Genomic DNA, 24,012 nt, shown 5'->3' with positions numbered 1-24,012 from the left:
CCCCCTGTTGCGGGTGGAGCTTGTTCCACGGCCGCTGTGGGGCCGCAACCTGCGAGACGTGCTGCCACGGTCGGAGTGGCAGCGACTGCACCGCCGGGCGCTTTGCCAAGTCGGCGAGCCCTGCGGGCTGCATGTGCCCGGCGGTCGGAACCTGATCTGCCACGAGCCGTGGACCTACGACAACGCCACCCGCACCCAGACTCTCATCGGCGTCGAGATCCACTGCCGAGGCTGTGACCTCGTCACGCACCTCGGCCGCGCCGGCGTCGTCGGTGGCCCGCTGCTCGTCGGGCGGGCTCTGCGTCGCCAGCGGCGGCCACGACGGCACTGTCCGGGTCTGGGAGCCCACCACCGGCGCCCTGCGCAGTATCTTCACCGACCACACTGGTCGGGTAGAGGCTTTGGTGGCAGCGCCAGATGCCTCTTGGGTGGCCAGCGGCGGCCACGATGGCTCGGTAAAGGTCTGGGACCTGACCACCGGCGCCCTCCGGTACAACCTCGTCGGCCATAGCGGCTCGGTGCTGGCGCTAACAACGGCGCCGGGCGGGTCCTGGCTAGCCAGCGGCGGGCCCGATGGCACAGTGCAGATCTGGGACCCGACGACCGGCACCCGTCGGCAATCTCTCACCGGCCACACCGGCTGGCTGCTGGCGTTGGCGGTGGCGCCGGACGGGTCCTGGCTGGCCAGCGGCGGACTCGATGGCTCGGTACGGGTCTGGGACCCCACCAGCGGCACTCTCCTCCATACTTTCGCCGGCCAAGACAGTCCGGTGTTGGCGTTGGCAGTTGCGCCAGACGGCTCATGGCTCGCGAGTGGCGGCCACGATGGCTCGGCACGGGCCTGGGATCTGCCTACCGGCACTCTCCGCCACGCCCTCGCCGGGCACAGCAGCGCAGTGCTGGTATTGGCTGTGGCACCGGATGGCTCTTGGTTGGCAAGCGCGGGGCGCGGTCACTCGGTGCGGATCTGGGACCTGGCCACCGGTGGCCTCAGGCATAACCTCACCGGTCACACCGGACGCGTATCAGCGCTGACCGCGGCACCAGACGGATCCTGGCTGGCCAGCAACGGTTTCGATGCGATGGTGCGCGTATGGAACCCAAGGATTACTGGTGCCCTCGGACGACTCCCGGACGGCCATACCAGGTCGGTGATTGCCTTGGTGTTGGCGCCGGACTGCTCCTGGCTGGCGAGCAGCTCGTACGACCGGACGGTGCGGATCTGGGACCCTATCGTCGGCGCTGTGCGGCACACCTTCACCGACCACACCGGCTGGGTGGGGGCGTTGGTGACAGCGCCGGACGGGTCGTGGCTGGCCAGCGGCGCACACGATGGCACGGTGCGGATCTGGGATCCTGTTAGCGGGATTCTTCGACGAACTCTCACGGACGGTCCCAGCCAGGTAGGGGCGTTGGTGACAGCGCCGGACGGGTCGTGGCTGGCCAGCGGCGCACACGATGGCACGATGCGGATCTGGGACTCCATGACAGGTGCCCTCCGCCACACCCTCGCCGGTCACACTAACGCCGTGTTGGCGCTGGTGACAGCACCGGACGGATCTTGGCTGGCCAGCGACGGATGTGACGACACGGTGCGGATCTGGGATCCCGTCACAGGGACCCTTCGACGAACTCTCACGGACGGCCCCAGCCAGGTAGGGGCGTTGATGACAGCGCCAGACGGGTCCTGGCTGGCCAGCGGCGCTGACGACGGCACGTTGCGAATCTGGGACCCGACCACCGGCGCTGTTCGCCACGTCCTCACCGAGCACACCGACGGCGTCTCGGCCTTGGTGACGGCACCGGACGGGTCCTGGCTGGCCAGCAGCTCATACGACACGACCGTGCGGATCTGGGATCCGATCACCGGTGCCCTCCGGCAGACCCTCAAAGGCCACAGGTCCCCCGTGACGGCCCTGATGAAGGCACCAGACGGATCCTGGCTCGTCAGCGCCGGACGCGACGGAACGATCCGGATCTGCGACACACGAGATGGCGGACACCTCGCGACAACGCGAATAGGCCGAACGCCCTCAGTTTTCCCCCTAACGACGGACAGCCGTGCCGTCTACTGCGCTGGCGCGCACGCCGTGTACGGGTTTGACTTACTTCTCACTCAAGGACATGGCGCTAATCAAGCCAGCGATTGAATGGTCTGCATGGGTGCGGGCTCGCAGCTCAGGCCACTCTTCCCGGCCCTTCCGGGTTCGGGCTGCCCCAATCACAGGTGGACGCTGGACCGTGTCCCGTCGATCTCGTCTCGGCGCCAGTAGGTAGGAGAGTTGCTGCAGAGCTGGCAGGCAAGAACCAGCGGCTGACCGGCTCGTCCGGGCGGCTTCTTACCGCAGCACAAGGGCAGGCTTTCCACCTCGGGCGCTTCAGCCTGCGCTACGCCCGGACCGTATCGCCGTTCGCAGGCACGTTCGGCCATTTCGTCGCGGCGGGGGTCGCTTGCGGTCTCGGCCAGCTCGATGGTCCCGCCCCGTTCGGCGGTGACCGTGGTGTGCGCCTCGGCGGGGATCCAGCTAACACGGTCGCGGTGCCAGGTCCGCGTAGGCCAGGTCCGCGCTGCTCAGGTCCGTGCCGTTCAGGTTCGCGCGGGCCAGGTTCGCGCTGCTCAGGTCCGCGCCAGCCAGGTTGGTGTTGGTGAGGTCGAGCGGACGGGGCGCGGCGTGAGCATGGCCGGGTTGCTGTCCGTGTCGGTGGTAGTGCGTCGGCCCAGCACAGTCAGCGCGGCCTGAATATCCACCGGCGGGCGAGGAGACGGAGTCATGGAGGTCGGCGACGGGGCTGTGGCCGTCGGAGTTGGCGTGAACCGCTCGGGTCCGGCTGCGGGGGCGTGGACGCGGACGAACGCGGCGAGGATGTCGACGACGGCGGGTTGGTCCACGGCCGAGTCGTTCATGATGCGCTCCAAGGCGTAGATCGCGCCGAGACGTACGTCAACCTTCTCTGTGCCGGGCTGGCCGAGCTATTTTGGGGCCTTATCGACCGGGTCATGTCCGCAGCAATGACGGTGTGCGCCATCGAGCTTGCCTGCGGCATGCCGGGGGCGCCCGATGAGCAGGCGATCATCGATGCGCGAGACGCCGATGGTGAGGTACGCGCTGAGGTGCCCCCCGCCACGGAGCGCCACCACCACCGCCGCCACTAGCGTGCAGCGCGAGGAGCGACGTGGTTGCGGCTGCTGGCCGAGCTCGATCAGGATCTGAACGTCACACCGGCTGCCTGCGTCGAGGGGGTCTGTGGTTGGCGACCACGCGTGGCAGGATGCGCCCGTGCGTCCCCGGCTGTTCCTCCTGTCTGCTGCGGTGCCGTGCGCCGCCTTCCATGTTGCAGGCGTCCTGACCGCCCGTCCGGTCTGGCGTTACGCCGAGGTGCTAAGCATCGGTCTGCTCCTTGCCTGCGCCGTGGTCAACCGATCGCCGAGTTCCCCCTGGGCGCTGGGAGCAGCCCTCGCGGTCCTGTTCATCGACGCGGTCCGGACGATGCCGGCAGCTGGGGACAGCGATGGTTACGGCTGGAAGGTGCTCGTGCCCGGCTCGGGCCGTGAGACACCGTCCGCATTCGAGTCGGGGCTTGCCCTCTGTTGGCCTTCGTTGGTCGCGGCGTTGGTGTTGCTCGTTGCGTGGCGCCGAAGTGGCTGGTATCGACAATCGGTGGCGCCGGCCGTCGTGGCGGCAGCGTTGATCAGCGGGTACGCGGGCGTCCGTATAGTCAGTACTTGGCGTGCGGTTGCTGCTGCACCTCCGAAAGTGGCCGGCGCCGAGGGGGCCGATCTGACGATGGCCGTGGGCATGGCGGTGCTGCCGCCCCTGGTCCTCGGGATTACCGCGCTGGCGCTCGCCTCGGTGCTCGCCGGCCACGGTCGACGGCTCGCCTCGATCGGCGCGACGTTGCTGGCCCTCATGGCGCTGCCATTGATCGACACAAGCATTGACACGATCCCGATGCCCCTGTCTGTAGGCAGTGCCAACGCCTTGTTCGCCTGGGGTGGCATCACGCCCACCTTGTCCATGCCGCAACCGATGTTGGCGCTGACGGCGGTGTTCGAACTGACCGCGTACCTGCTGCTCGTCGCCGGCCTTACTGATTCACCCGATCCGACGGGTGCGTCGCCGGCTGAGGCTTGAGAGCGTCGCCTTTGGCTGAAGACTGGTGGAGCCGATGACCCCGTCACTGGCCAGGTCGGCTGTCCGGCCGCACCGCCGAGATCTTCGAGCACGCCTTCTACGTATGGGCAGTTAAACGCGGCGCCGGAGTGGCGCTGTCAAGCAATGTGTCGCAGCGACGGCGGGCAGTCGTGGCGGGACAGAATCGGTGAGTGCGAGCAGGGCCTCACGACTCGGTAGCGCGACGAGGCCTTCGACGGTCGACCGGGCAGCGGTCGCGGTCGCCCTCGCCCTCGCATCGGAGCAACTCCCTCGCTGGTGTCACAGGGGCAAACGATCGCGGGCAACGCCAGGCGTCGGGGCGACGAGCACGGATCGATCCTGACTCGCGGACAGGCAAACGCGTACCCGTGGCAGACACTGTTTAAGGAGTGCCGCTGCAGGCGTTCGGCCTGAGGACGCCCCATGCTCACGTGCTACACGAATCGGGTGCCGTAGGTACGTAGTCGTCCCCGTTCGCTGTGTGGCGGTCGTGTCGCCAGCCAGACAGGCCGGCAGCGGGCACCAGGGTTACGTCCACGCGCCGGCTGCCCCACGATCGTGCGATGCGTCTTCGCCACAGCACCGCCGCCATGACCGCAGCCGTCCTGCTCACCGTCGGCTGCGGCACCGACACCCCCGAAGAGCCGACCGGCAGCACACAGGCGTCCAGCACGACACAGTCAGCCCCCGCACCACCCCCGGCGCCGGCGGAACCGCTCACCGCGAAGCAGGTGCTCGACAAAGCTGACCGCCGCGGAACTCGGCCTCACGTCGGGTGCCGTTCAGGACGAGGACACCGACCCCAACGACCTGCTAGGCAGGCCCAACGGGTACACCTCGCGGGCGTCCGCTGACCTGCCCGGCGCCGACAAGCAAGCCGATAAGTACGGCGTTGACCGTGGGCTTGTTGTTGAAGTGTTCACCGCCGACGAAGACGTGGAACGGCGGGCGAAGTACATCCAAGATTCGCTGAGAAGCATGCCGATCCTGGGCACCGAATACCACTACAGGGCGGATCAAGGGCGGGTGTTGGTGCGCGTGTCGGGGAAGGTGAAGCCGACGCAAGCCAAGAAGATTGAGGCTGCGGTTCTGGGCCTGTGACCCTCATTCAACGCAACTGCAACCTATCCGGGCGACACTTGGGCTCCGCAGCGGCCGTGCGCAGGGGTGCCGGGCACCGGTTGACGCGCACCACCGTCGCGTCTCCTGTGGACGGAAAAGTGGGTCTGCGGCACCGCCCGCTTCTGCTTTGCTGGTGCGGTGAACACGGTGATGGACGTCGTGGAACATGCCATGGATCGGCTCCGGCACCGTTGGCCCCTCCATTTCACCGTTGCCGGAGCGGTCGCCTGGTTGCTTGTCATCGTCACCTACCTGATCCTGGCACTCAAGGTGTCCGGCGGTACCGACGAACTCCTCGGGCTTCTCGCGTTCTTTGGCATCCCGCCTCTGCTCCTGCTCGGCACGGTGGTGGTCTGGGGTGTCGACCGTGTTCCCTGGCCGGTCTGGCCAGTCGGCGTCGCCCCGTTGGTAGGAGCCGCAGGAGGCGCGCCCACCAGTCCATCGCAGTCGCTCGTCGTCAGCACGGTCACCTCCGTCATGGCGTTCGTCTATGCCCAGCTCATCCTGTTGACACTGCAGTCGGTCGACGTGCTCCGGGCAACGACGCCTCGGTCTGGTCGGTCCGGTGTCACCGTCGTCCATCCGTACGGGCCGGTTGGGTTGGGCGCTGGACGTGCTCCGGCTGCCTCCTGAGACCGGTCCAGTGCCGCCGAACGCGCGCCGGCGACGGCGGCTTCTCCAGGTCAAGGTGCTCATCGCGGTGCTGGTCCTAAACTCGACCTTCGACCCCCGCCCCCGTAGCAGAAGACGACGGGTGCCACGATTAACCCGCAACCGGTGCTGTTCGGCGAACTCGTCGCCATCCTCATGATCCCGCTGGTCATCGGGGCGGTCGCCCGGTCGATCTGGATCGCCCGAGTGCCGTCCTGCTCCGGCCCACCGCCTTCGGGCTGGGCCTGTGGTTGACGGATCCGGCCCAGCGACCACGAGCGCTCCTGGAGACCGGCTGGATCGCGCTGGTGGCCATCTGGTTCTGGGCCCGGGCCGCCACCGCCGACTACTGGCGTCGCGAACCGGTCGACGAGCCGTGGTGGCGCGACTCGTTCGGACCCTTCGCCGCGCCGCTGCGCCTGCATCGCGTCGACGCCCATCCCGACGGTCCCGGCTTCCGGCCGTACTTCGAGATTAGGGACGGCAAGGTGTACCTCGGCACGGGACATCCGGACGGACCCCGCTCCCAGCCGCTCTACGAGTCCAGCGATAGCTGAACGGAAGTCCGTGGGGCAGGGTGCCCACCGGCCGGGATTGATGGTTACCCGTCCGGGCCAGTGTGCCCGGTCTGTCGGCCTGCCCCCGGTTTACCCCCCGAAAACCCCCGCCTGTGGTTGACAGGCAGTGACAAAAAACGATCATCGCCTAGGCGTGTTTGTGCAGCTAGACGCCTAGTTCTGACAGCCAATGACAAGGGCGGGATGGCTACGTTCGGTAACAAGGGGCGTTGACAATTAATGACAAGCCCGAAAGGGAATCGTCGACAAGCGACTGTCGTGGGTTCGAATCCCTCGTTCTCCACGAGCACCGGGCCCTACTGGCGCCGACTCGAACATTTCTAGTCGCCGGGGACGATCACGCGCGCGTAGTCGGGCAGCGAGGTTAGCGCTCGGCGCTGGCCGGTGGCTGGGTCGGCGGCGACCAGTTCAGCGCCGTCGGCGGTCCGGCGTTGCAGGAGGACTTCGGTGCCTGCGAGACCGAGGAATTCCTCACCCTCGTCACCCTTGGGCGCCACGAGGTCGATCCGGCCGGCTGGTTGGCCGGACCGCAAATCAACCCCAATCAATGTCAGTGGGGGTGCTGCCTGCGTTTCCTTCGGCTGGCCGGTTGGGGCCTCCTCTTGCCGGGTGACCAGAGCCCACACCGTCGGCGGATCGCCTCCGCCGCGTATGAGCGGGACGAGCGCGTTGCGAATGTCGCCGGGGCCTACCTGTTGGGTGGTGGGGATCGACACTGAGCGGGCGTTGCGGCCGTCGACGTTTTGAATGGCGATGGTGAGCTGGCGGCGTGGCTGGAGGTTCGGTCCGAGGGTGAACTCCACTGTGGTCAGTTCACGTCCGTCCAGGAATGCCAGCATTCGGCGGTCCGACGTCGCGTGTAACGCCAGCGGGCGCAGCTCTCCGCCGGGCAGGGTGAACGCTGTGTACGCCTGGGCGGCGCCGGTGGTTTGCCCGAGCAGCAGCGCCCGTCCGTCGGTGGACCACTGCCGCAGCTCGTACCCATGCGGGACGGCCCGCTCGGTGATCCCGGTGAGGTCTCGAATCCACCACTGCCTGTCTCGGCGTTGGGCGAACCACCGCCCGTCAGGGGAGAGCGCCTGACTGAACTCGCCCGTGGTGGCGGCCAGCCCGACGCTGAATTGGTCCCCCGAGGTGGTCACCAGGTAGATCGGCAGTCGAGGCAAGTCGCCGCTTGCCGCGGTGAAGCTATCGGGGTCGTTGATCTGGTAGAGCAGGGATCCCCGGCCTACGGCCCGGTCGGTGGGCAGGGCGGTCGGGGTGGCCGGTGGCAGCAGCCGGTCGGGCAGCCCGGCGAGGAGTTCCCGGGCCGTGACGGGGGTGGCGACGTCGGCGGAAGCCGGTGACCGGGTGGCGCTCGTCCGCCAGGCCGTCACCCCGGCGGCCCCGCCGATCAGCAGCCCGGCCAGCGCGACCGCCAACCATCCCCGACGTCGGCGTGGTCCCGCCTGCGTATTGGGTGCCGATCCCGGTGCCGTGGATTCCATTGTCGGGCCCTCCTCGATCCGGGCATCCTGTCCGCGCACAGCAGACGGGAGATGCACCCAACCGTCAACGGCAAGGGCGGCCTCGACTCCCAATCGTGATCTTGAGGGAGTTCATCCTCGTTGAGTACCTCGCGCAGCCGCGGCACGTGGCTTTGAGGTCCCCTGAAATACCAACCTGACGCTGAGAACCAGTGTCAAGAGGGCTGCCGTCACCGGGCCGGGTCGTCGTCGAAGGATCACCAGGCTTACTGGAAGTGCTGTCGCTGTTCATCAAACGCCTCTCACGTAGAGCAGTGACGAAGTCGTGAGAGCTGTTGGTGGGGGTCGGTCGCTGACCTGGCCGTCGCCGAGTTCGATGACGCGCCAGAGATGCAGGTGTTGAGTGGAACCCCAATTGATTGGACCGGGCGGTGGCTGATACGCCGCCAGCGGCGGTCCGGTTACGTTCGGTCATCCCAGTGTCGGACTGGAGCTCTGCTGTCCCTTTCGTCCTGGCAGTTTGTGATCGCTCTTTACAGGTGATCATCGGGCTTTCTACAGTTCGGCCGTTCAATGGGCGTGATCAACGGGGGCCTTGCGGTGGTTGCTGTACATCTTCGCGTCGGATCTGGGTGCGGCTGGCGGGCAGAGCGACGCCCCCGAGGGTTCGCCGGGTTTGGGCTCAGACGGCTGATGACGGGTCTGGGGTTGCCGGCGGCCTTGGTGGTTGCCACTGCCGGGGTTGTGGTGCCGGCGGTCGCCGCACCTGCGGCGTGTTCGGCCGAGGCGCGGACGGAGACGGCAGCTGCGGCTATGGCTGCCGCTTGCGACCAGGCGGTGGTGGTTGATGCGTCGCGGTCTGAGTATGCGCGGGTGGTTGCGCAGCCGGACGGACGTATGACGTTCGAGTCGTCGGTGGTGCCGCAGTGGACCCGTAAGGCCGGCGAGTGGACCGACATCAACCTCGAACTGTTCCGCGACGCTGATGGTCTGCTGCGGCCGAGGGCCTCCGCTGCCGATGTAACTTTCGGTAGCGGTGGGTCCGGCCCGCTGGTGATTGTGAAGAATGCGGCTAAGACGATGACGATGTCATGGTCGGGCGGGAGCCTGCCGGAGCCGGCGCTAGACGGCGACTCAGCTACGTTCGCAAACGTGCTGCCAGATGTCGATTTGGTGCTGAGGGCCACGCGTGTCGGCTTCACTCACGTCGTTGTCGTCAAGTCCGCCGCGGCGGCGTCCAATCCCGCAGTGCGTCAGATTCGGTTTGATCTGGGTGGCGACGCGCAGGTGCGGCACAGCCCGAGTGGAGCCTTGAAGGCGACCGCCGGCGCGGTGGTGGTCGCCTCGGCGGAGCCTGCGGCGATGTGGGACTCGCGGCCCTCGACGCTGGCGGCCAGAGCTATGGAGCGGAACCAGGCGACCGCCGGCGAGCCGTCGTCCGCCATATCCGCCGGGGACGCCGCGCAAGTGGCTCCGGTGGCTGCGCAGATCACGGGCGGCGGTGATCTGCTGCTGACCCCGGACGCGTCGTTGCTGGATTCCCCGGACGCCCATTTCCCGGTCTTCATCGATCCGCAGTGGCGTTGGTCAGATCTGCGTAACAAGTGGGCGTACTCGACCAACAACGGGTCGTCGAACAGCGACTACAGCGTGGCGCGCGTGGGGTTGAACCCGGACACCGGCGCCATCTACCGGTCGTATTTCGAGTTCCCGACGGCGGCTGACAACGGTGTGTCACTGAAGGGGAAGTTCATTTCCGCCGCGCGGGTCGAGATGAAGGTGGACCACACCTGGTCGTGTGACGACACCGCGAACTGGATGTATCTGTCGCCGGTGATCGACAAGACGATGCGGGCAACCTGGTCGAAAATGGCATTGTCGACAGTGTTGGATTCTGCGTCCAGTCACGCCAACGAGGCGGGCGGGTGTGGTGGTGACCAGCAGGACAAGACGGTGCAGTTTGAGGGTTCGGCGGTGACCAGCCAAGTCCAAGCGGCGGCAGGCCGCAGTTGGTCAACGCTCACGCTCGGGTTCAGCGCCGCCGGGGATAAGAACGGTGCCGGTGAGTCGACGCAGGACCGCTGGAAGAAGTACTTCCCGGGTAACGCGAAACTGTTCGTGGATTATGACAGCAAGCCCGGCGCCCCAGCAGGTTTGCAGGTGGCGGGGGTGGCCTGCAACACCGGGGTGTTGATGGTTGGCACGTTCACGCCGACGTTGCGGGCAACGTTCCCGGACGCCGATTCGTGGGATTCCCTCACGGCTCACTTTGAGTGGATCGAGGTGCCAGCCGGTGGGATGGGCACGGTGACTGACACCTCTCCGGCACGTAAAGCGGGACCCGGCGACAAGGCGGGCATCACCCCGAACACGGTGGCGACCAGCGTCGCCTTGTCAGGGTTGGTTAAGGACAAGACCTATGCGTTCCGGGTGAAGAACACCGATACGTATAGCCAGTCGGCGTGGTCGCCATGGTGCCGGTTCGCCGTAGATAACACGAGACCTCCGGTGACAGTCAGCATCGTGACGGCGCCGCCCGGCCCTGGCCGGGCGGGCAGGTTCCGAATCGAGTCGTCGGATACGACGGTCGCCACGTTCACCTACGGGTGGGGCAGCGCGGGGGAGTTCTCCAAACCAGCGCAGGGCACCAGTCCGAAGTATGTCGAAGTGGACGCGACCGCGCCGAGCTACGGCCGGAATGTGTTCAAGGCCAAGGCTATCGACGGGACCTTGAACGAGAGCAACGAGTTCGGGTTCTCGTTCACGGTGGGCCGCCCGTCGCCGGCCATCGCCCAGTGGGGGTTGGAGACCTATCCAGGTATCGACCAGGCGGCGGCGTTGGCGGACAAGTCGAACCTGGGCGGGATCACGCCGTTGACTGCCACCGGCGTCGGGTGGACTGATGACGTGCGGATGGTCGACGGGAAGACCGCGACGTTCAATGGTTCTAGCAGCCAGGCGGTGTCGTCTGGGCCGGTGGTGGACACCACAAAGTCGTTCACCGTGGCGGCGTGGGTCCGGCCGTCGCTGATCGATGCGGTCGGTGACCGAAACGTGTTGGGGCAGGAGCCCGCGATGACCCCGGGTACGGCCATGGCTGGCGGGTTCTACCTGGGAGCGCGCCGCGACACCCAGGGGCTCCATTGGTCGTTCCGCATGAGTAACTCGCTGGACAAGGACAGCGGCACCCCGACAGTCTTGGCCGCGCCTACGTTGGGTAGCGCGGATATCGGTAGATGGGTGCACATCGCCGGCGTCTATGACGCTGTTGGAAAGACGATGCGTCTCTACGTCAATGGTGTGAAGGCTGGCGAGACGGCTCGCACGGCCACGCCGTGGGCTGCCACGGGCCGCTTCACGGTCGGGCGCACGTTCTGGGGAACGGCGAACAATTGGTGGGCCGGCAATATCGCCGACGTTCAGGTGTTCGACCGAGCCATCGTCGCGCACGACTTCACCGGAATGCTCAAGGAAGACCCCGACTCTGGCGGGTTCGACGAGCCCGGCATGCTGACCCCGATCCAGGTCGGTGGCTGGGCATTCGAAAGCGACCCGGAAGGCGCCTGCTGGGACCCGACGATCGTGAACTCATGCGAGGCCGAGGACACCACGACCTCGTGGGATCGGTGGCTTGCCCTGTCGAAGGGCGTCGAGATCGACACCGGCCGAGGTGGGGACGGCAGCGCTGGCCTCTTCTTCGATAGTGGGCTAGATGACGACGCTGACCCGAACACCCCGCCCGCACTCACGACCGAGTTCGGACGCTCGGCCTACAAGCTTAATCCGGTAAACGAAGTGGCGCAGTGGCAGACCACGGCGGTGCTGCGCACCGACCAGTCGTTCACTGTCTCGGCGTGGGTGAGGCTCGACCAAACCGACGACTACCAGACGGTGATGGTCCAGAACGGGACAGGCAACGGTGGCTTCTACCTGTACTACGGCAATGACAGCGGTGCTGGCGTGTGGAAGCTCAAAATGCTCGACACGGCGGCCACGCCTGACGACGGCACCGGGGCCACGATCGCGACGGCCCCAGCACCGGACGTCGGCGACAGTTGGCAGCACCTGGTCGGTGTCCTGGATGTCGGACGTCGGCAGCTCAAGCTGTACGTCAACGGCGACCTGAAAGCCACGACCGCACTCCGGACAGCATGGCAGCCATGGCAGGCGAACGGCCCGTTGATGGTGGGTAGAAACGGCAACTGGCACCCGCTGTACGGGACGATCGACGATCTCGGCCTCTACCAGGGCGCGATGACGGACGCCCAGGTGCTGGCCCTGCACGACACCCAGGCAGCTAGCTAGCCCCTTCTGTAGGTGCAGTGGTGACAAGTCCCCACCACTGCACCCACGAACGTAGATCTTTGACGGCCATAGTCCGCGCCGTCCTGTTGCACAGTCTTCTGTTCGAGTGGCTCTTGGTTCCTGGGAAGGGAACACATGTTGACGGGGTCTTCTCTTCGCCGGCTGCACCGGCGGGTTCTCGGCACGCCAACGCGTCGCCTGTCGGTGGCGGGTTCTCTGGCCGCCATGTTGGTGGCGTCGCTCCTGGTGAGTGTGCCCGCCGCCCAGGCCAAGCCCGAACGGCGGCCGCATCCGGCGCCGGCCGAGAAGCTGGACAACGACGGCGGGCCGGTGGCGGGTAAGGGCTGGCCGCAGCAGCGGGTGCAGTACACGCCCGCCCCCGCACCGGCGTGGCCGAGCGCCGGTACCGGCCATGTGGATCTTGGGGCGCCTAATGCCCGTGCTGCTGGTGGTCGTGGGACGAAGGCGGGTGATTTGCCGGTATGGGTGGACCGCGCTGCGGGTAAGGCCGGCGAGAAGCTGACCGACATCAATGTGCAGGTGATGGACCGAGCGGCAGTGCCGCAGTCGTTGCGTGACGGTCTCGTCATGAAGGTGAACACCCCGCGCGACGAAGCGGTGGGCACGGCGAAGATCTCGGTGGACTACAGCAGGTTCCGATACGCTGCTGGCGGTGAGTGGGCGTCGCGGCTGCGGTTGTGGCAGGTGCCCGAGTGCGCGCTGTCCACCCCGGACGACCCGAGGTGCCGGTCGCTGCCGCTGCGCACTTCCAATGACCTCGCCGCCGGTGTTGCCGCGGCGGAGGTCGCGGTGACTCCCACGCAGTTGCCGTCGGCACCGGCGACCAACGGCCGGCTGTCCGGCGATGCTGCGGTCGAGCAGCAGGCCGCCTCGTTCGTGGTGTTGGCCGCAGGCGCCTCGGGTAAGGACGGTGACTTCACCGCCACCAGCCTGACTGCGTCATCAACGTGGTCCAGCGGCGGGTCCTCGGGTGACTTCTCATGGTCGTATCCGATCCGCACCGCGCCGGCTACCGGCCCCGCGCCTTCGGTGACGCTGGCGTACTCCTCGTCGGCAGTGGATGGCCGCTCGGAGGTGACGAACAACCAGCCCTCGTGGATCGGTGAGGGGTTCGACTACTCGCCCGGCTTCATCGAGCGCCGCTATGTGCCATGTGCGGAAGACATGAAGAACGGCGCGAACAACACCCAGCGCACCGGAGATCAGTGCTGGCGATCCGACAACGCCACCCTGAGCTTGAACGGCAGCGGCGGTGAACTCGTGTTTCAGGCGGGTAAGGGCTGGCACTCCCGCTCGGAGGACGGCTTAAAGATCGAGAAGCTGACCGGTGGGTCGGGCAACGGTGCCAAGGACGGCGAGTACTGGAAGGTGACGACCACCGACGGTACGCAGTACTTCTTCGGCATGCACTCCTTGCCTGGTCAGACGGCTAAGACGGACTCAACGCTGACGATGCCGGTGTTCGGTAACCACTCGGGCGAGCCCTGCCACCAGAGCGCCTTCACCAGCTCCGACTGTGTCCAGGCGTGGCGGTGGAACCTCGACTACGTCGTGGACGTGCGGGGCAACACCATGTCGTTGTGGTACGGCAAGGAAAGCAACAAGTACGCCCGCAACGTCACTGACTCCGACGACGTGTCGTACGACCGAGCCGGCTACCTCACCCGCATCGACTACGGCACCTACGACCGGACGGCGGCGACGCACGGGGTCACCGAGCGCAACACCATCCCCTACGCGCAGGTGGTGTTCGACACCGACATGCGCTGCTTCTCCAACTGCGGCACCGAGTCGAGCCCGGTCAAGGACTCCTGGAAAGACACCCCCTGGGACCAGGAATGCAAAGCGTCCGCGACCTCGTGTCCGCAGCAATACTCGCCGACCTTCTGGACCACCAAGCGCCTGAAGAAGATCACCACGAAGGTGTACGACACCACTAAGACAACCCCGGCGTGGCAGGACGTGGAGTCCTGGACCCTGAGCCACACATTTACCGCCACCGCGGACTCCACGCACACCGGCTTGTGGCTCGACAAGATCGACCACGCGGGGCACGTCGGCGGGACGGTCACTTTGCCGCCGGTCACGTTCACCGCGACGACGCTGGCGAACCGGGTCTTGACCGAGCACGGTACGTCAGATAACTGGCTTCGGATCTCCGACATCAAGACCGAGACCGGCGCGATCATCCACGTCGACTACAGCGAACCCGAGTGCACCGCAGCGAACACCGAGTCGCTGGCGGCCCACACCAATACAAAGCGCTGCTATCCCGTGTTGGTGCCGGATCCGGACGACTTCAGCGGTGAGCGGCTGGTCACGCAGTGGTGGCACAAGTACCGGGTCGAGCACATCGCCGAGAACGATGTTCAGCTCAAGGACAGTCGGCAAGCAGACGCCACCCACACCTGGTACGAGTACCCAGACGCCCCCGCGTGGCACTACGCCGACGACGACGGGCTGTCCAAGCCCGATCGCAAAACCTGGTCTCAATGGCGAGGCTACGCCCAGGTCAACACCCGAGTGGGATCCGACCCGGCGACCCAGAGCTTGACCGTCACGAAGTTCATGCGGGGTATGCACGGCGACAAGGCCAGCCCGTCCGGTGGGACTCGCACCGTGACCGTCCCCGCCTCCGTAGGCTCGGAAACTGTCTACGACGAAGACCAGTTCGCCGGCCAGATCCGCGAACAGGTCGTCTACAACGGGGTCGCAACCAAGCCGGTGTCGAAGACAGTGAACGTGCCCTGGCGGTCCACGCCGACCGCCAGCCGGACAATCAACGGCGACACGGTTGAGGCGCGGTTCGTGGACACGCAGGCCACCTACTCGTCCACCGCGCTCGGCGTAGATGGTTCGAGGGGTTGGCGTACCTCGGGGCGGACGACGAGCTTCGACGACACGTACGGCACTCAGAACTGGTCGCAGGATGATGGTGACATCTCGAAGACCGGCGACGAGAAATGTGTCACCTACAGCTACAACCGCAATCTGAGCAAGAATCTGACGGAGGCGGTCAAGCAGACCACCACCACAGCGCTGGCCTGCGGCAAGAGCCCGGCCAGCGTCGATGACGTGATCTCCGACGTCAGGCTCTCCTACGACGGCGCGAGCAGCGCCGACACCACACCGAAGTTCGGTGCCGTCACCAAGACCGAACAGCTCAAGGACTGGGCGCCGGCCACGGGGACGGCGTGGCAGACGGTGTCGCAGACCACCTACGACCCCGGGGGTCGGGTGCTGACCGCCGCCGACATCAAGGGCAACGTCACCGCCACCACATACACCCCCGCGGTCGGAGGCCCGGTCACCAAGGTGACCACGACAGGCCCGGCGCTGTTTAACTGGACCTCGGCCGTGGAGACCAACCCGTACTGGGGGTCCACCACCAAGACCACAGATCCCAACGGCAAAGTGACCGCTGAGGTGCAGTACGACGCCCTGGGCCGTACCTCCAAGGTGTGGAAGCTGGGCTGGTCGAACGAGAGTAACCCGACCAAGCCGTTCGCCCAGTACACCTACAACTTCGCGCCCAACCGGGACACCTACCCCTACGTGACCAGCCAGGTCCTGAACGCCGACGCCAACTATGTGACGTCCTACCAGATCCTCGACGGACTTCTCCGGCCCCGGCAGACGCAAAGCCTGTCGATGAGCGGTAGCGGTTCCCGGGTCGTCACCGACACCGTCTACGACGAGTTCGGCCGGGCCGCCATCGGCTACGCGGCACACGCCGAACCTGGCGCCCCGTCCGGAGCACTCTGGTGGGAGCCGGAATGGTCCGTGCCGGCCGTGACCAAGACCGAGTTCGACCGCGCGTCCCGGCCCACGGCGAGCGTTTTCCTCGCCGGCGACGGCGAGATCAACCTGGTAGAGAAGTGGCGAACCGTTACCTCCGACGAGGGTGACCTGAGCACGGTCACCCCGCCGGCCGGTGGCACCCCCACCACCACCGTCACCGACATCGAGGGCCGCACCATCGCCCTGCGGCAGCACAACACCCCCGCCGGGGCGACGGGCGGCTACCTGGAAAACCGTTACGAGTTCAACCGCAAGGGCCAGGCTGTCAAGAACATCGACCCCGACGGCAACCAATGGGTGTACGAGTTCGACGCCAAGGGCCGCCAATGGCGGACGACCGACCCGGACAAGGGTGTCACGACCAGCACCTACAACGACGCGAACGAGCTGACCAAGACCGTCGATGACAGCGGTGAGGCGCTGTGGTACGTCTACGACACCCTTGGTCGGAAGAAGGAACTGCGCGACGACTCCGCGACGGGCGCGCTGCGCGCGGAGTGGAAGTACGACGCCCTGTATACCGGCCAGCCCGGGTACAAGGGCCAGTTGACCCAGGCGATCCGGTACGAGCCGGCGGGGTCGGCGAACGCCTACAAGTGGCAGGTCCGCAGCTTCGACGCCCGCTATCAGCCCAAGGGCTTCCACTACGTGATCCCCGCGGTTGAGGCGGGCCTAGACTCCACCTACGTCTACGGCTACGAATACGCCGACGCCACCGGCGCGCCAGTATCGATCTCCTACCCCGCCGGTGGCGGTCTCGTCACCGAGCAGATCACCACCGACTACAACGCCGCCACCGGCATGCCGACGAGCATCAACACCAGCCTGACCGGCTCGGTGGGCACCATGGCCACCGCCACCTACACCACCTACGGTGAGCGCAGCGGGTCGATTTACAAAATGCCCGGCGGTGTTTACACCCAAGACACGATCTACCGGGACGAGGCGACCCGCAGGATCAAGCGCACAACCATCGAACGGGAGAACGTCGCGGGCACCGTCTCCGACCGCAACTACGACCACGATGACGCCGGCAACATCATCTCGATCGTGGACACCCCACAGGTCGGCGTGACGGACATCCAGTGCTTCCGCCAAGACGAAATCGGGCGACTCAAGACCGCCTGGACGCCGAAGTCGGGGGTGAGCTGCAAGACCGACCCGAGCGTGGCGAACCTCGCCGGGCCGGCACCGTACTGGCAGGACTGGACGTTCACCAACACCGGCTCCAGGGCGACCGAGACCAGCCACACCGCCGCGGGAGACACCACCCGCAGGTACGCCACGCCCACCGGCGGTCAGAACGTCGCACGCCCGCACGCCGTGACCGCGATGACAACACAGGCACCGGGGCAAGGCGACGTCATCAACAGGTACGCCTACGACGACACAGGCAATACCACCTGCCGCCCCGCCGGCAACACCGCCAACGACTGCGCCACCGGAACCAACAGCCAAACCCTCGGCTGGAACGCCGAGGGCAAACTCGCCACCGTCAACGCCGGCGGGAAGAACATCGAAACCAACATCTACGACGCCAACGGCACCCGGCTCATCCGCCGTGACACCACCGGCACCACCCTGTACCTACCCGGCCAGGAAATCCGCCGTCAAGGCACCGTCAACACCGGCACCCGCTACTACGACTTCGCCGGCACGACTGTTGCCAGCCGCACCGCAAGCTCCGGAATCGGCAACCTGACCTGGCTCTACAACGACCACCAAGGCACCCAACAAGTCGCCATCAACGCCAGCACCCAGTCCGTCACCATCCGTCGGCAAAACCCCTACGGCACACCCCGCGGAACGAACCCCACCTGGCCCAGCAGCAAGGGCTTCGTCGGTGGCGACAACGACCCCACCAATTTGGTCAACATCGGCGCCCGACAGTACGACCAGACGCTGGGCCGGTTCATCTCGGTCGACCCACTTATGGACCTGTCCGACCCGCAGCATTGGAACGCCTACTCCTACGCCAACAACAGCCCCATCAACCTCTCCGACCCTAGCGGCCTCGACCCAGGTGGAGGCCAGCGAATCGACGAGGAAAGAGAGGCGGCGAAACCGTCTCCCGCGGGCGGCGGCAACACGCCTTCCTCCGGTGGCAGCAGCACCGTCGGCGACAACAATGTGAACGCCGCACGCCAGGCAGCCAAGGACGCGTTCCTCGCCACCTACACCGAAGACAGCATCAACTGCAAGGCCCACCCCGGTGACTGCCTCACGTACCGCACGGCAGTGGTCAAACAGAATTACGACCCGATCAAGGCAGAGATCCAGATCCTCTGCGCCGGTGGGCGCTTGGACTACACCAACTGCCTCAACCAGTACGGATTCCAGTGGGACTGCGGCGTCGCGGCGTGTCCCGAAGCGATGATGTATGCCGGCGAGATCCTGGCAGAGGTCGCCATGGCCGGAGGATTCTCCATCGCTGGCCGCGGCCTCGTCACCGCCGCCGCCGCCAAAACTGCAGCGCGCGCCTGCTCCTTCGAAGGTGACACGCTCGTCTTAATGGCCGATGGCTCCCGCAAACCGATCAGCGAGGTCGAAGTTGGCGACGACGTTATAGCGTCGGATCCGGAGACCGGGGAGCAAAAGCCGCGTGAGGTTACGCAACTCTACGTGCACCAGGACACCGTCACTGACCTAGCCTTGGACAACGGCGCAGTATTGAGTACGACTGAGGACCACCCATTCTGGTCTGTCACCGACCACAAGTTCGAGCGGGCTGACGAGCTCGCAGCCGGCGAGCAGGTCCTGACATCCGACGGCGCCACCCTTACGGTTGGCGGGCTTCGGCTCAGCACAAGCCGAGCGACCTTGGCCTACAACCTCGAAATCGACGGCATCCACACGTACTATGTGATCGCCGGCAACACGCCGGTGCTCGTTCACAACACCTGCGGTGGTGCCATTGTTGATCCCGGCAAGTTCGACTACATGTTCGGCAACGTTTCCTCCAACTCGCACAACGCTGCACGGTCGGCGCAGAACCAGGCGCAATTTGCTAAGGTCGGCGTATACAACAATGCTGAAGGTCGCGGGCTTCTTCGATCGCACTTCGATGAGGTGGTGGGATCTGACTCGAACGTCATGCGTACGTATAAGAACGATCATGGTGAATTCCAGGTCCGAGACTCGTTGTTCGCTGGCCCGGGTGGTTTTCTGCACCTTGAGACTACCTGGCAAGTGACCGGCGGCGGCCTTCGGATGACGACGGTTATTCCTCGTGGGGGTCGGTGATGGAGTACAGGCAATTCGTAGTTCCGTCGGATGCAGAGCTGCTTGACACGCTGGGCGTTTCCCCTGAAGTAGTTGAAGGTGAACCGACGGTGCGCTCCTTGCGGCTGACCGCAGTGTCCGGGGATGATGTCCTCATTTCATATGACGTGCAAGGTCGTTCCTTTCGGATTCAGATCTCTTCAGGCGATGCGTTGCGCCTTGATTTGCTGCGGGAGTCAGTAGCGAAATTCACTGTCAGGGCCGAAAATGGCGGCCTCCGCGTGTGCGTGGCGCTTGAATCGATGGGCTTGGCAGGCGAACTAGAAGTGCTCGTGAGAGACGAGATTGTCGTGCGGGACAGATTGCTGATGGTATAAAAATGTTCAGCAAAAGTGCCTGTTCTATTCTCTGAATGGAATTCGGCGGACCTTGCCAGTCGCCCACTACGGTGATCCGCCGTAGTGGGCGGTTGCCCCCTGGATGTCGTTGTCTGCCTCGGTTGCCGTCACAGGCTGAAGACATGCAGGTCGGACTGATGGCTGCCTGGCGCCCTCAACCTGACGGTGGGAGGTCGATGGTGCGGTGGAGGAGATGCAGTTCGATCCCGTACTGAGCGGCTCAGATTGATTGCCGGGCAGTCGTCTGTCACCCGGCGAGGCCGGGTGGCGTACCGGAGTCGTTGCTCGACAGTGGCGGGCGTGCGCGGGGCCCGTAGGCCGTAGCGGGTGCCCGGCCCGGCTCTAGCCGGGCCGTCTTGATCCCTTAGAGCAGTTTAGAGCCAGTCGGAACTTGGTGCCGCACCTTGGTCCGGCTGGCTTACTAGCCCGGACGCCGTCGAGCCCTTGACGGATGTCGGTGTTGACCTGCGAGAAGCGATGTCGGTACTGCCAAGATCGCCAGGCTTCCTCGTAGGACAGATCGATCATGACCTTGTCCAACGGCAGCCAGAGCGATCGTACATGAACACGCCGAGGGCCATGCCCCCGGAGACCGCGTTGCGTTGACGGGTTGGTGTCGGCATGACAGGGAGGCCATCGAGCACCGCCTTGGCAGTCCGACATGACGACCGTTCGCTCTGCCGGCCCGACAGCGCCCAGAGCAATCGCGCCTGAAGCAGCAGTAGGCCCTCGGCAACGCCGAGGGCCTACTTGCATTCGTTAGCTCAGGATGCCAGCGGGCTACCCAGAGCCCCCACACCTACCGCCCAAATGGTCTCCAACAGGTACTGCCAGAAACTCCTAGGGTTTCGGTTTGCTTTACGATTCTTCTTGAATACTCTGCTACCGGTCAAGTCCTTCTCCTCCTGCGATTCAACGCGGACTTCGCTCAACTTTCGGGCGAAGGTGAGGGAGATGAGAGTCGCAAGCATCCCTGCCAGGCCCAGCGAATCGAACGCCGGGCCGCTGGCCAACCTCAACCAACGAGCTCTGTTCAGTTGTGGCGGTGCGGCCTTGCTTGCGTCCATATCGGAGCGGGGCGGACGACAGAACGCACACCTAACTGTGCACCAGTTGCCCTAACGCTCCAGTGGGACGAGGCATTCCCGATCGATGCACCAGACCGACTGTCGGAGGTGCCGTCTAGCCTCCTGAGCAGGGCGACCTGGAGGGAGCTGCTTTGTCGGGCCAGCTGGAAGAGGTGCTCAAGCACCGCTACATCTACGTGCCGCATGGCACCAAGAAGGACACGATCCAGCCTGGCAAGCGGCTTGGCCTTGCTGTAGCGCGAGCGTCGCGGCCACCTGACGGTCGTGGCACCCCGCAAGGGCTCGGCGACCCACCACCCCGAACTCGCCAGCTCGACATAGTGGCCGAGCGGAGCGGCCATCTGCAGGACGGCGGAGTGGTCCTTGCCTGGTGCCCGACCTACAAAGTTATGGAGAAGAGCCAGCGCCTGGAGCGGAGCGTTGTGGTGCTCGTCGAGTGGATCCATGGCGAATTCGACGCTTGGGCGAGGCTCCATGGCGCGTACAGTGTCGCCAATGGCGAGGTCATGGACGCGGGTCTGACGGCCGAGGTCTCTGAGGCGTTGAAGGGCATCGTGTACGAGGGATACAACGGCTGGACCAAGAGCACCGATGAGCTCATGACCCTCAGCTTCCTCAAGGATCTCGCAGCAGCTGGTGCCTACGACCGCGAGCTGGTGCTCGCGTACGCCCGACAGTCCAAGTCCGAGCACAGCATCGAAAGGCTCAAGAAGATCCTCGACAGGTTCGAGACGTCGCAGAGGTCGCTGCTGACTACACCGGACTCGGACTTCCCGACCAGCCCCAGTTGGTAGGTGCTCCTCGATGACCTTCACATCGCTCCATCGCTACCTCGGCGATCCGTCCGGTCCGCTCACAGACGACATGATCGACCGCGCCATCGCTCACGGGCTCCGCGACGCGGACGACCTGGACTGGAAATCCGAGCTGCCACCGCTCGGCGCGATCCCGAACTCCGACTTCCCGAAGGACGTTGCTGCCATGGCCAACAGCGGTGGCGGCACGTTGGTTTTCGGCATCACCGAAGCACAGAGGGCAGCCACCGGAGGCAAGGACACCGGCGAGCTGACCGAGGGTTACGAGCGCGGCTTGCGCAGCGCTGCCGTGACAGCGATCAGCCCGCCGGTCTTCGGGCTCGAGGTACTGCAGCTCGGCGAACCGGGCAACCAGTGCGTAGTCGTCGCGATCCCGCCGAGTGTCGACGGCCCGCACCTGATCTACAAGAAGGATTACTTCGGCGCACCAATCCGCAACGATGCAGACACCGTCTGGATGAAAGAGCGTCAGATCGAGGCTATGTACCGAGCGCGCTTCGACGAGCGCCGGCGATCCACCGAGGTGCTCGACAAGCTCTACGCCGAGTCGGGTGCGATGCGCTTACCCGATAGCCCCGCCTGGATCGTGGCAGTAGCGCACTCCGTGGACGGAGCACCTCCGGACCTGTTCAGCGCTGCTCGCCGCGGCATACGGGAAGAGCTTCACATCGAAGATGACCAGTACGACCTTCGCCTGCTGGCCTTCCACCTCGCAACGTCCCTTTCGCAGTGGGGCGTCATGTTCCTCGCCCGCCTAGGCGCGATGCCTCGAACCGACTTCGAGGCACACCTGTCGAGAGGTGTCGAGGACGGCTGGGAACACCGGGCGATCGACTATGTGCCGTTGGAGCCCGACTCGGCACTTCGCTACCTCCTGCGACCTGACCGACGGAACAATTGGACGCCGGCCTGGCCCGCCTTGTACTACCTGACCTTGGTTAATACCTACGGTCGGCGGCAGGTAGACGCCGCACTCGGTCGCGTTCTGCATGACATCTCGTAGTCCCTGTCGATGCGCGACAAGCCTCGGAGGCTAGCTGCGCATTCGAGTGGCGTGGGCTGGTGCCGCCAGATGGGCAGATCAGGTACTGGAGGGTGCCCTCGTCGAGGTGCCGACGGCCGAGGTCAGCGGCATGGACCGGCGTGGGTTCGGCGAATTCGTGGGGGCGCATGGTGAGCTGGCCTAGGGAGTGTCTTCAAAGGCTCACAACCATTGCAGTAGGGCGGCGATGGTGACGGTGGCCTGGTACGGGGTGGCGGTCTTGTCGTAGCGGGTGGCGACGCTGCGGCATTGCTTGAGCCGGTTGAAGCACCGTTCGACGACGTTGCGGTGCTTGTAGAGCTGCTTGTCGAACGCCGGCGGGCGGCCGCCTCGGCTGCCGCGTCGGTGGCGGTTGGCCTGCTGGTCGGCGCGTTCGGGGATGGTGTGCCCGATGCCGCGTCGGCGCAGGTCGGCCCTGATCGCCTTGGAGCTGTAGCCCTTGTCGGCGATGACGTGCTCGGGTCGGACCCGGGGCCGGCCGGGCCCTGACCGCTCGACCCGGATCGCGGCCATGACCTGGGCGAAGCGGCTGCAGTCGTTGACGTTGCCACCGGACAAGAGGAACGCCAGGACCCGGCCGGTGCCGTCGCAGGCGAGGTGGATTTTGGTGCTCAGTCCACCTCGAGATCGACCGAGGGCGTGATTTTCTGGTTCGTCCGTTTCTCGGCGCCCCCTTTAGCGCCGGCGGCGTGCTGGTGGGCCCGCACGATCGTGGAGTCGACCGACACCAGCCAGTCGATATCGCCCGCAGCGTCCGCGTCGGCCTGCATCCCCGAGAGCATTCGGGTGAACGTGTCGTCGAGGGCCCACCTGCGGAAGCGGGTGTAGATCGACTGCCAGGAGCCGTAGCGGGCTGGCACGTCCCGCCAGGCCGCTCCGGCCCGGATCTTCCACACGATCCCATTGAGCACCCGCCGGTCATCGGCCCGCGGCCGCCCACCGGTTACCGCAGACGGCAGGTACCTCGACAGCGCTTCCCACTCGACGTCAGACAACTCGTAGCGACGACCCACGCGCTACATCATCCGACACCAAGATCCTTTGAAGACACTCCCTAGCTGTACTGCCCAGGCACGTTGGTTGAGGTCGTGTGACGACACGACCTAACGGATCTTGATTAGTGAGGACCTCCTGTCGTGGAGTGGAGCTGCTGAAGGCGACCACACCACAGACCAGGAGGTCCTCGTGTCTCACGCTAACGCAGCGCTGACTCCACGTGCTCGCTGCGTCTGGCCAAACTCGTCGTGGACCAGGGCTGGCCCGTCGCGCGGGCGGCCGAACGCTACGACGTGTCATGGCAGACCGCGAAGCGGTGGGCCGACCGCTACCGGTTGGCCGGCGAGGCCGGC

General features: G+C 65.7%; 12 protein-coding genes and 3 pseudogenes. 12 read left to right on the top strand and 3 right to left on the bottom strand.

All coding sequences use genetic code 11. The features are described from left to right. Window positions 1-233: 233 nt before the first annotated feature. Complete coding sequence (locus DKT68_RS13360; protein ID WP_109817736.1) at window positions 234-2,150, top strand: WD40 repeat domain-containing protein; 1,917 nt, start codon at window positions 234-236, stop codon at window positions 2,148-2,150. Between the two features lie 375 nt (window positions 2,151-2,525). On the opposite strand, the pseudogene DKT68_RS32660 reads toward DKT68_RS13360, so the two are convergent. Then, window positions 2,526-2,639: pseudogene (locus DKT68_RS32660) on the bottom strand (pentapeptide repeat-containing protein); the annotation flags it as partial. A 200-nt stretch (window positions 2,640-2,839) separates the two neighbouring features. Here DKT68_RS32660 and DKT68_RS13350 point away from each other — a divergent pair. The 5 genes from DKT68_RS13350 to DKT68_RS13330 all read left to right on the top strand — a co-directional run bounded on the left by DKT68_RS13350 (window position 2,840) and on the right by DKT68_RS13330 (window position 6,484). Then, complete coding sequence (locus DKT68_RS13350; protein ID WP_109817735.1) at window positions 2,840-3,154, top strand: hypothetical protein; 315 nt, start codon at window positions 2,840-2,842, stop codon at window positions 3,152-3,154. A 124-nt stretch (window positions 3,155-3,278) separates the two neighbouring features. Then, window positions 3,279-4,133, top strand: a complete 855-nt coding sequence (locus DKT68_RS13345; RefSeq protein WP_109817823.1) for a hypothetical protein — start codon at window positions 3,279-3,281, stop codon at window positions 4,131-4,133. 936 nt (window positions 4,134-5,069) lie between these two features. After that, window positions 5,070-5,255, top strand: a complete 186-nt coding sequence (locus tag DKT68_RS13340; RefSeq protein WP_109817734.1) for a hypothetical protein — start codon at window positions 5,070-5,072, stop codon at window positions 5,253-5,255. Window positions 5,256-5,414: 159 nt separating this feature from the next. Beyond that, window positions 5,415-5,909: a hypothetical protein gene (locus DKT68_RS13335; protein ID WP_146218354.1), complete on the top strand. Its 495-nt coding sequence runs from the start codon at window positions 5,415-5,417 to the stop codon at window positions 5,907-5,909. A 269-nt stretch (window positions 5,910-6,178) separates the two neighbouring features. Continuing rightward, the gene (locus DKT68_RS13330) at window positions 6,179-6,484 is read left to right on the top strand and encodes a hypothetical protein (protein WP_146218353.1); all 306 of its coding nucleotides are present in this window, start codon (window positions 6,179-6,181) and stop codon (window positions 6,482-6,484) included. Between the two features lie 341 nt (window positions 6,485-6,825). Here the strand turns inward: DKT68_RS13330 and DKT68_RS13325 are convergent, their stop codons facing one another. Further along, window positions 6,826-7,926, bottom strand: a complete 1,101-nt coding sequence (locus DKT68_RS13325; protein WP_109817731.1) for a TolB-like translocation protein — start codon at window positions 7,924-7,926, stop codon at window positions 6,826-6,828. Window positions 7,927-8,664: 738 nt separating this feature from the next. On the opposite strand from DKT68_RS13325, the gene DKT68_RS13320 reads away from it, so the two are divergent. The 5 genes from DKT68_RS13320 (at window position 8,665) to DKT68_RS13305 (ending at window position 22,624) form a co-directional block, all read left to right on the top strand. Further along, a complete protein-coding gene (locus tag DKT68_RS13320; protein WP_109817730.1) occupies window positions 8,665-12,276 on the top strand; it encodes a LamG domain-containing protein in 3,612 nt (1,203 codons plus the stop codon). Between the two features lie 225 nt (window positions 12,277-12,501). Continuing rightward, on the top strand, window positions 12,502-19,341 hold the full coding sequence (locus tag DKT68_RS13315; protein ID WP_109817729.1) for a polymorphic toxin-type HINT domain-containing protein: 6,840 nt from the start codon (window positions 12,502-12,504) through the stop codon (window positions 19,339-19,341). Continuing rightward, window positions 19,341-19,697, top strand: a complete 357-nt coding sequence (locus tag DKT68_RS30905) for a hypothetical protein (protein ID WP_146218351.1) — start codon at window positions 19,341-19,343, stop codon at window positions 19,695-19,697. The genes DKT68_RS13315 and DKT68_RS30905 overlap by 1 nt, the downstream gene beginning before the upstream one ends. A 1,240-nt stretch (window positions 19,698-20,937) precedes the next feature. Continuing rightward, entirely contained in the window at window positions 20,938-21,600 is a 663-nt protein-coding gene (locus DKT68_RS13310) for a hypothetical protein (RefSeq protein WP_201749016.1), read from the top strand. A gap of 10 nt (window positions 21,601-21,610) precedes the next feature. Next, the gene (locus tag DKT68_RS13305; RefSeq protein WP_109817728.1) at window positions 21,611-22,624 is read left to right on the top strand and encodes an AlbA family DNA-binding domain-containing protein; all 1,014 of its coding nucleotides are present in this window, start codon (window positions 21,611-21,613) and stop codon (window positions 22,622-22,624) included. 201 nt (window positions 22,625-22,825) lie between these two features. Here the strand turns inward: DKT68_RS13305 and DKT68_RS13300 are convergent. Beyond that, a pseudogene (locus DKT68_RS13300) lies at window positions 22,826-23,676 on the bottom strand (IS5 family transposase). 172 nt (window positions 23,677-23,848) lie between these two features. Between DKT68_RS13300 and DKT68_RS31920 the strand changes: the two are divergent. Next, window positions 23,849-24,012, top strand: a pseudogene (locus DKT68_RS31920) (helix-turn-helix domain-containing protein); the annotation flags it as partial.

The organism is Micromonospora acroterricola (genome assembly GCF_003172955.1).
GTDB lineage: Bacteria > Actinomycetota > Actinomycetes > Mycobacteriales > Micromonosporaceae > Micromonospora > Micromonospora acroterricola.
Note: the sequence above shows the minus strand (reverse complement) of the source record. Positions and strands in the feature narration are given on the sequence as shown.